Annotated in this window: 5 protein-coding genes; 1 reads left to right on the top strand and 4 read right to left on the bottom strand. The window is 69.0% G+C overall.

What is annotated here, in order from left to right; translation table 11 throughout:
* Positions 1-427 precede the first annotated feature (427 nt).
* From AVR91_RS32100 to AVR91_RS32085, 4 genes are all read right to left on the bottom strand, one after another.
* Positions 428-1,039 carry a hypothetical protein gene (locus tag AVR91_RS32100; RefSeq protein WP_063273862.1) on the bottom strand — a complete coding sequence of 204 codons (612 nt, stop codon included), beginning with the start codon at positions 1,037-1,039 and terminating at the stop codon, positions 428-430.
* A 34-nt stretch (positions 1,040-1,073) separates the two neighbouring features.
* Positions 1,074-1,658 (bottom strand): hypothetical protein, encoded by a 585-nt coding sequence (locus tag AVR91_RS32095; protein ID WP_063273863.1) that lies wholly within the window; start codon positions 1,656-1,658, stop codon positions 1,074-1,076.
* A 91-nt stretch (positions 1,659-1,749) separates the two neighbouring features.
* Positions 1,750-2,286, bottom strand: a complete 537-nt coding sequence (locus AVR91_RS32090) for a hypothetical protein (RefSeq protein ID WP_228709402.1) — start codon at positions 2,284-2,286, stop codon at positions 1,750-1,752.
* A 106-nt stretch (positions 2,287-2,392) separates the two neighbouring features.
* Positions 2,393-4,687, bottom strand: coding sequence for a sodium-translocating pyrophosphatase (locus AVR91_RS32085; RefSeq protein ID WP_063273864.1), 2,295 nt, complete (start codon positions 4,685-4,687; stop codon positions 2,393-2,395).
* Positions 4,688-5,005: 318 nt separating this feature from the next.
* On the opposite strand from AVR91_RS32085, the gene AVR91_RS32080 reads away from it, so the two are divergent.
* Entirely contained in the window at positions 5,006-7,471 is a 2,466-nt protein-coding gene (locus tag AVR91_RS32080; protein ID WP_063273865.1) for a DEAD/DEAH box helicase, read from the top strand.
* Positions 7,472-7,480: the final 9 nt, after the last annotated feature.

The raw sequence follows: 7,480 nt of genomic DNA, 5'->3' as shown, positions 1-7,480 counted from the left end.
CGCCATCCGGGGGCAACTCCAGTGGCGTCCATCTGGGCACGTGTGTCGTCCGCCTGATCACACGTGCTGTCCGTTCAATCACGCGAAGCCCCGCCTGACCTCGCGTTGGCGATTCGGGTCAGAGCCGCCCCTGTCCTCTGTACCTACCGGTCCGAAGTCCGTGCCACACAGGGCGCGGCGTGCGCAAAACCGGAACTCGCGTGATCAGAGACGTGACTCACGTGATCAGGCACGGAACTCGCGTGCTTGGACACCACACTCACGTGTTCCGCCCTGATCACGCGAGATCCGCCTTCAATCACGCGAGTTCCGGTCCCGATCACGCGAGTTCCGGTCCCGGTCACGTGAGTGCGGCGCCACGTGGTCGTGAGTGGCGATTCGGGTTAGAACACGAAACGCCACTCACGACCCACGCGACCGAGCGGCTTCAGACGGCGCGCACCGCGGGCACCAAGCTCGGCCAGGCGGGCTCGGCACCCGCGGGGGCGTCCCCGATCAGCTCGAGGACGTGCGCGAGCCGCCGCCGTCCGGTGACCCGGAGCAGCGCGTCCTCGCCCTTCTGCGCTTTGGCGGGCACGCCCAGCTGCGCGAGCGCCCCGATCAGCCGCTCGTGCGTCTCCGGGGCCGCCGGATCGAGCGCGAGCAGGTAGCCGTTGCCCTGGGGGCTGCCCGCCGCCAGTGCCCACATCCTCAACATGGCCCCGTCGAGCCGGAAACCCTCCGGCAGGACCTTCTCTTCACCACGGTTCCACCGCTGCTCCAGCGGCAGCAGATCGACCCGGAACGGCGTCCGTACGAGCGGCCGCCCGCATTCGGCGGCCGAGACCTGCGCCTGGACGCCGCGCCGACGGCATTCCCTGGCGAGGGCACCCGCTCGCCACGGCTCGTCGACCACGGCGGACAGCCGCCCGGCCGTCCGCCCGAAGCCCGTCATCCGCCCGGGCCCGCACAGCATCCCGGCGAGGTCGGCGAGCTCAGGCCCGCTCGCCTCCGCCGAGAAGAGCGAGATCGTCCCGTCCACCCGGACAGAATAGAACACAAGTTCGACTCATGGCCAGTGATCGGGCGGTGACTCAGCGAGGTTGTTTCACCAATTCCTGGCAAACCGGGATCCGGCTGCTCGCCGCGGCGAGCTGAGGCACGTCGTTAAGGCCCCTGAGAAGGTCAAGGCGGTCCAGTTCGTCGAGCGAGGTCCTCGCGTCGCGAAGCGCGGCCTTCGTCGCCTCGGGGTCGGTTGAGGAGTCGAGACGATGGCGGACGTCGTCGGCGCGGGCACGGATGCCGCCGAGCTGGGCGACCGCCGCCAAACGCGAGGTGTCGCCGCCGTCGACGGGTGCCGGGCCGAGGTTCTCGAGCGCGGCGGAGGTGCGATCCAGCCCTTCGACCACCGAGAGCATCAGCTCGCTGGAGGTACGCGAAGCCTGCTGAGGCGTGCTCGGATCGACGCTGGGCAGCGTCGCCAGCGTCCGGACGAGTCCGCCCGCCGCGCCGCAGTACGCCTCCGCCCAAGCGGAGGTGGGGTCGGCCTCCGACGCGCTGACCGTCGCGAGACCTTCTTGTCTGGCGTGGGAAGTCACCGCGGGCTGCTGCCCGCACCCGGCGAGGCCGAGTCCGATACCTGTTGCTAGCGCGGCAAGGACGGTGAACCGCGGCCGCACGAAAACACCTCCCGACCTGACGACTTCCCGGCTGGCCCCCGACGGTACCGATACCGGGGGGCAATGCAAATCAACGTGGCGGAAAGAACGGTCAAGAAGGCAGCTTTTCGCAGTTCGGGGCCTGCGCGGCCAGTGTTTTCAACGAAACGTTCGATTCCAGCCGCTGGAACGGGTCGGGCATGTCGTTCATCCGGGAACCGATTCGCCGGAACGACGCCGCGGCGTCCGTCACGGCCTTCTTGTCGTCCTTCGGCGCGGCGTCGAGTGCCGCCTTCGCGGCGAGTACCTCGTCCCGGATCGGCGTCAGCGCGTCGACGATGCTCTTGCGCACCTCTTCGGCCTCCGCGCTCGGCGCCTGGCCCAGCTTCCCCAAACCGGTGACCGCGTTGTCGAAGCCGGGCGCGAACACCCCGAAGGCCTCGTCCATCACCTTCCGCGCGCTCGCGACGTCGTTCTGCTCGAACTCGGGCATCGTGAAATCGCCGATCTTGGCGAAGTCGAGCAACGAACCGCAGAAACCGTCCATCCAGGCGCTGCCCGCCGCCGGAGCGGGAGAAGAAGGCGAAGCGGCGCCACCACAGCCCGCCAGCAGGAAAACGGCGGCGAACAGGACGATCGAACGCCTCATGGCGGGACTCCCCCGGATCGGATCGGCGTGACGCGCAGATATTAGACACACGCCGGGCCCGCCACGGGAAATCGTGGCGGGCCCGGCGGCGGGAACTGTCCCGGCGTTATGCCTTCGCTTCCGCGGGGGTGTCGGAAAGAACCGACTCGCGGCGCTTGGAGACCACGATCGCCGCGACGATGATCGCGACGGCGACCAGCGAGATCGCGATGCGGATGCCGACGTTGGCGTCCGGGCCGATCGAGAACTGCACGATCGCCGGGGCGATCAGCACCGACACCAGGTTCATCACCTTGATCAACGGGTTGATCGCGGGACCGGCGGTGTCCTTGAACGGGTCGCCCACGGTGTCACCGATGATGGTGGCCTCGTGCGCGTCCGAACCCTTGCCGCCGTGGTTGCCGTCCTCCACGAGCTTCTTCGCGTTGTCCCAGGCGCCACCGGAGTTGGCGAGGAAGATCGCCATCAGGGTGCCGGTCGCGATCGCACCGGCCAGGTAACCGGCGAGCGCGCCGGTGCCGAGGCCGAAGCCGACCGCGATGGGGGCGAAGACCGCGAGCAGACCGGGCGTGGTCAGCTCACGCAGCGAATCGCGCGTGACGATGTCGACGACCCGGCCGTACTCGGGACGGGTGGTGCCCTCCATGATCCCCGGGATGTCGCGGAACTGGCGGCGCACTTCGTAGACGACCGCGCCGGCGGCACGGGACACCGCGTTGACCGCGAGACCGGAGAACAGGAACACGACCGCGGCACCGACGATCACGCCGACCAGGGTGTTCGGGCTGACCACCGTGTTCACGAAGAAGTTCAGCGTCGACATGCTGGCTTCCGCCGCTTCCGGGATCGACTTCAGCGCCTTGCTGATCGCGTCCTGGTAGGACCCGAACAACGCCGTCGCCGCGAGGACCGCCGTGGCGATCGCGATGCCCTTGGTGATGGCCTTGGTGGTGTTGCCGACCGCGTCGAGCTCGGTGAGGATCTGCGCGGCGTCTTCGTCGACGTCGCCCGACATCTCCGCGATGCCCTGCGCGTTGTCCGAAACCGGGCCGAAGGTGTCCATCGCGACGATGACGCCGACGGTGGTGAGCAGACCGGTACCGGCCAGCGCCACGGCGAACAGCGCGACGCCGCCGCCGAGCAGGTACGCGCCGAACACCGCCGCGCCGATGACCAGCGCGGTGTACACGGCGGACTCGAAACCGACCGAGATACCGGCCAGGATCACTGTCGCAGCACCGGTTTTCGAGGACTTGCCGACCTCCTTGACCGGCTTGTGCTCGGTGCCGGTGTAGTAGCCGGTGAGCTTGAGGATGACCGCCGCGAGCACGATGCCGATGATGACCGAGACGGTCGCGATGACCGCCGGGTTCCCGGACTCGTTGGTGGCGCCGCCGGTCAGCTCGGAGAACGAACCGGGCAGGTAGACGAACGCCGCGATCGTCGAGAGCACCGCGGAAATACCGGCGGAGATGTAGAAGGAGCGGTTGATCGTGACCAGACCGCCTTCGCCCGCTTTGGCCTTGGTGATGTAGACACCGATGACCGCGGTGATCACGCCGATGGCGGGAACGATGAGCGGGAAGATCAGGCCGTGCACGCCGAAGGCGGTGCTACCCAGGATCAGCGCCGCCACGAGCATGACCGCGTACGACTCGAAGAGGTCCGCCGCCATCCCGGCGCAGTCGCCCACGTTGTCACCGACGTTGTCGGCGATGGTGGCCGCGTTGCGCGGGTCGTCCTCGGGGATGCCCTGCTCGACCTTGCCGACCAGGTCCGCGCCGACGTCGGCGGCCTTCGTGAAGATACCGCCGCCGACACGCATGAACATCGCGATCAGCGCGGCACCGAAACCGAAGCCCTCCAACACCTTCGGGGCCTGTCCGGTGTAGACGAGGACGACCACCGCGGCGCCGAAGAGGCCGAGACCGACGGTGATCATGCCGACCACGCCACCGGTGCGGAAGGCCACGCGCATCGCCTTTTCGCGACCGCCTTCCTCCCGCGAAGCGGCCGCGACGCGCAGGTTCGCCTGCGTCGCCAGCCACATGCCGAGATAGCCGATCGCGAAGGAGAACGCCGCGCCGACCAGGAAGAAGATCGACCTGCCGATCTTTTCGTTCCAGTCATCGGCCGGCAAGGCGAAGAGCAGTACGAACACGATCGCACCGAAGATCGCGAGGGTGTTGCGCTGCCGTTTCAGATAGGCAGCCGCGCCTTCCTGCACTGCCTTCGCGATGTCCTGCATCTTGGTGGTGCCCTGGCCGGCGGCCAGCACCTCCTTGAGCAGAACGTAGCCGATGACCAGTGCGGCAAGGGCGACCACGGCGATTACACCGACGATGGTGTAACCACCTCCGGAGAGCGTGAGTTCGCCCTCCGCGAGGAACTGCCGGGACATTCGTCCTCCTGGAGACGTCGCCGTTGGCCAACGACGATCCGCCGATGGAACCGGCGTGCCGACGCTGGCATGGGGGAACTGAACCGAACGTCACGCTAGTCGCACTGCAAGGCACGTCTCACATGACGCTCGCCACAGTCGGTGTGGATTGCGGGAGTGTATTGGTAGTGGGATGGCGGACGGCAAGGCGTCCCCGCCACCGCACGTTCCGTTACCTTGTGAGGCTGGTCACTTTATCGATCATCGACGGCCGCTTCCAGTGCCCGGTCCGTTCGGCGGCGGCCCGTTTCTGTCGGTGCGCTGTGCGAAGCTCGGAAGGTGGACGGCACGGTGCGACCCGGCAAGGGCCGGCGGCTTCTCGACCGCGCGACGGCGGGGATCCCGGCTTCGCTGTACCCGGTCACCCATGTGGCCGAGCTGCCCGCCCGTCCGGCGGATTCGGTCGACTGGCCGGAGTGGGCGGCGGCCCCGGTCGTCGAGGCGCTGAGGGCGAACGGCGTCAAGGCGCCATGGCGGCATCAGGTGGAAGCGGCGTCGCTGGCCCGCGCGGGCGAGCACGTGGTGATCTCCACCGGCACGGCGTCGGGCAAGTCGCTCGCGTACCAGTTGCCGGTGCTTTCGGCTTTGGTCGAGGACGAGCGCGCCTCGGCGCTGTACCTGTCGCCGACCAAGGCGCTCGGCGCGGACCAGTTGCGCGCGGTGTCCTCTTTGGACATAAAGAAGGCGCGGGCGGCGTCGTTCGACGGCGACACCCCGTTGGAGGAGCGGGACTGGGTCCGCGCGCACGCGAACTGGGTGTTCACGAACCCGGACATGCTGCACCGCGGGATCCTTTCGTCGCACGCGCGCTGGTCACGGTTCTTCCGGCGGCTCGCGTTCGTCGTCGTCGACGAATGCCACAGCTATCGCGGGGTCTTCGGTTCGCACGTGGCACTGCTGCTGCGCAGGCTGCGAAGGGTCGCGGCGTACTACGGCGCTTCGCCGGTCTTCGTCCTCGCGTCGGCGACGACGGCGGATCCGGCGGCGTTCGCGGTGAAGCTCACCGGGCAGGACTGTGTCCCGGTCACCGAGGACGGCTCGCCCCGCGGCGCCCGCACGGTCGCGTTGTGGGAACCCCCACTGCTGTCGGAACTCTCGGGCGAGAACGGGGCACCGGTGCGGCGTTCGGCGGGTGCCGAGGCTTCCCGCATCCTCGCCGAACTGGTCATCGAAGGCGCTCGTTCGCTGGCGTTCGTCCGGTCGCGGCGAGGCGCGGAGCTGACCGCGCTCGGCGCCCGGCGCATTCTGTCCGAAGTGGACGGTTCCTTGGCGGAATCCGTGGCCGCGTACCGCTCCGGTTACCTGCCGGAGGAGCGGCGCGCCCTCGAAGCGGCGTTGCTGTCCCGGCGGTTGCTCGGCGTCGCGACGACGAACGCGCTCGAACTCGGCGTCGACATCGCGGGGCTGGACGCTGTGGTGCTGGCCGGGTACCCGGGCACGCTCGCGTCGTTCTGGCAGCAGGCGGGCCGGGCCGGGCGCGCGGGAGACGCGGCGCTGGTCGTGTTCGTGGCCAGGGACGATCCGCTGGACACCTACCTCGTGCACCATCCGGCCGCGATCCTGGACCGGCCGGTGGAAGCCGCCGTCCTCGACCCGTCGAATCCGTATGTCCTCGGGCCGCAACTGGCGTGCGCCATCGCCGAACTCCCGTTGACCGAGCCGGAGGTCGCGGCCTTCGGCGGCGACGCGGCGCGTGCCGTGCTCGCCGATCTGGTCAAGGAGAAGATCGTCCGGCGCCGGCCGAGCGGCTGGTACTGGACTTCGCGCGACCGGCCGCACGCCGAGGTCGGCATCCGCGGCTCCGGCGGTGAGCAGATCGCCGTGGTGGAGGCCGATTCGGGCCGCATGCTCGGCACCGTCGACCCGGGTTCCGCCTGCTACGCGGTGCATCCCGGCGCGGTGTACCTGCACCAGGGTTCGTCCTATGTGGTCGACGAACTCGACCTGGAGACCGGGCTCGCGCTGGTGCACGCGGAGGATCCGGACTGGACCACGTCACCGCGCGAGATCGTCGACATCAGCGTGCTGCGCACCGAAGAGACCAGCGTGCACGGCGGGGTCACGGTGAACCTCGGCGAGGTGTCGGTCAGCTCGCAAGTGGTCGGCTACTTGCGGCGGCGCCCGTCCGGCGAGGTGCTGGATCAGACTCCGCTGGATCTGCCGGAGCAGAGCCTGCACACCCGCGCCGTCTGGTACACGATCTCGGCGGAGCTGCTCGGTGTGTCCGATGGTGTGGCGGGGACCGGGGGCCATCGGACGGGGACCGAAGCTCTGGAGCCGGTGGGGACCGGAGGCTCCAGGATGGGGACCGAGGAACTTGGCGGGACACCGGGGACGAGCGCCGAGTTGGATCCGGCGCGCGTCCCCGGTGCCCTGCATGCCGCCGAGCACGCGGCGATCGGCCTGCTACCGCTGTTCGCTACGTGCGACCGCTGGGACATTGGCGGGGTGTCGACCGCGTGGCACGAAGACACCGGGGAGGCGACGGTGTTCGTGCACGATGGCCATCCCGGGGGTGCGGGATTCGCCGACCGCGGATTTGCCGCGATTGTCCCTTGGCTGGCCGCAACGCGGGAGGCGATCGTTTCCTGCGAGTGCCCGGCCGGCTGCCCGTCCTGCGTCCAGTCGCCGAAGTGCGGGAACGGCAACGATCCGCTGGACAAGGCGGGGGCAGTGGCCGTTCTGGACACCGTGCTCGGGGCTTTGCGTCAGCACGGGTCCGTGTCCGGCCACTTGGTGGTTTGAAATTGTGGG

The sequence above is a fragment of the Amycolatopsis keratiniphila subsp. keratiniphila genome (assembly GCF_001620365.2).
GTDB lineage: Bacteria > Actinomycetota > Actinomycetes > Mycobacteriales > Pseudonocardiaceae > Amycolatopsis > Amycolatopsis keratiniphila.
This window is presented reverse-complemented; position numbering and strand designations above follow the sequence as displayed.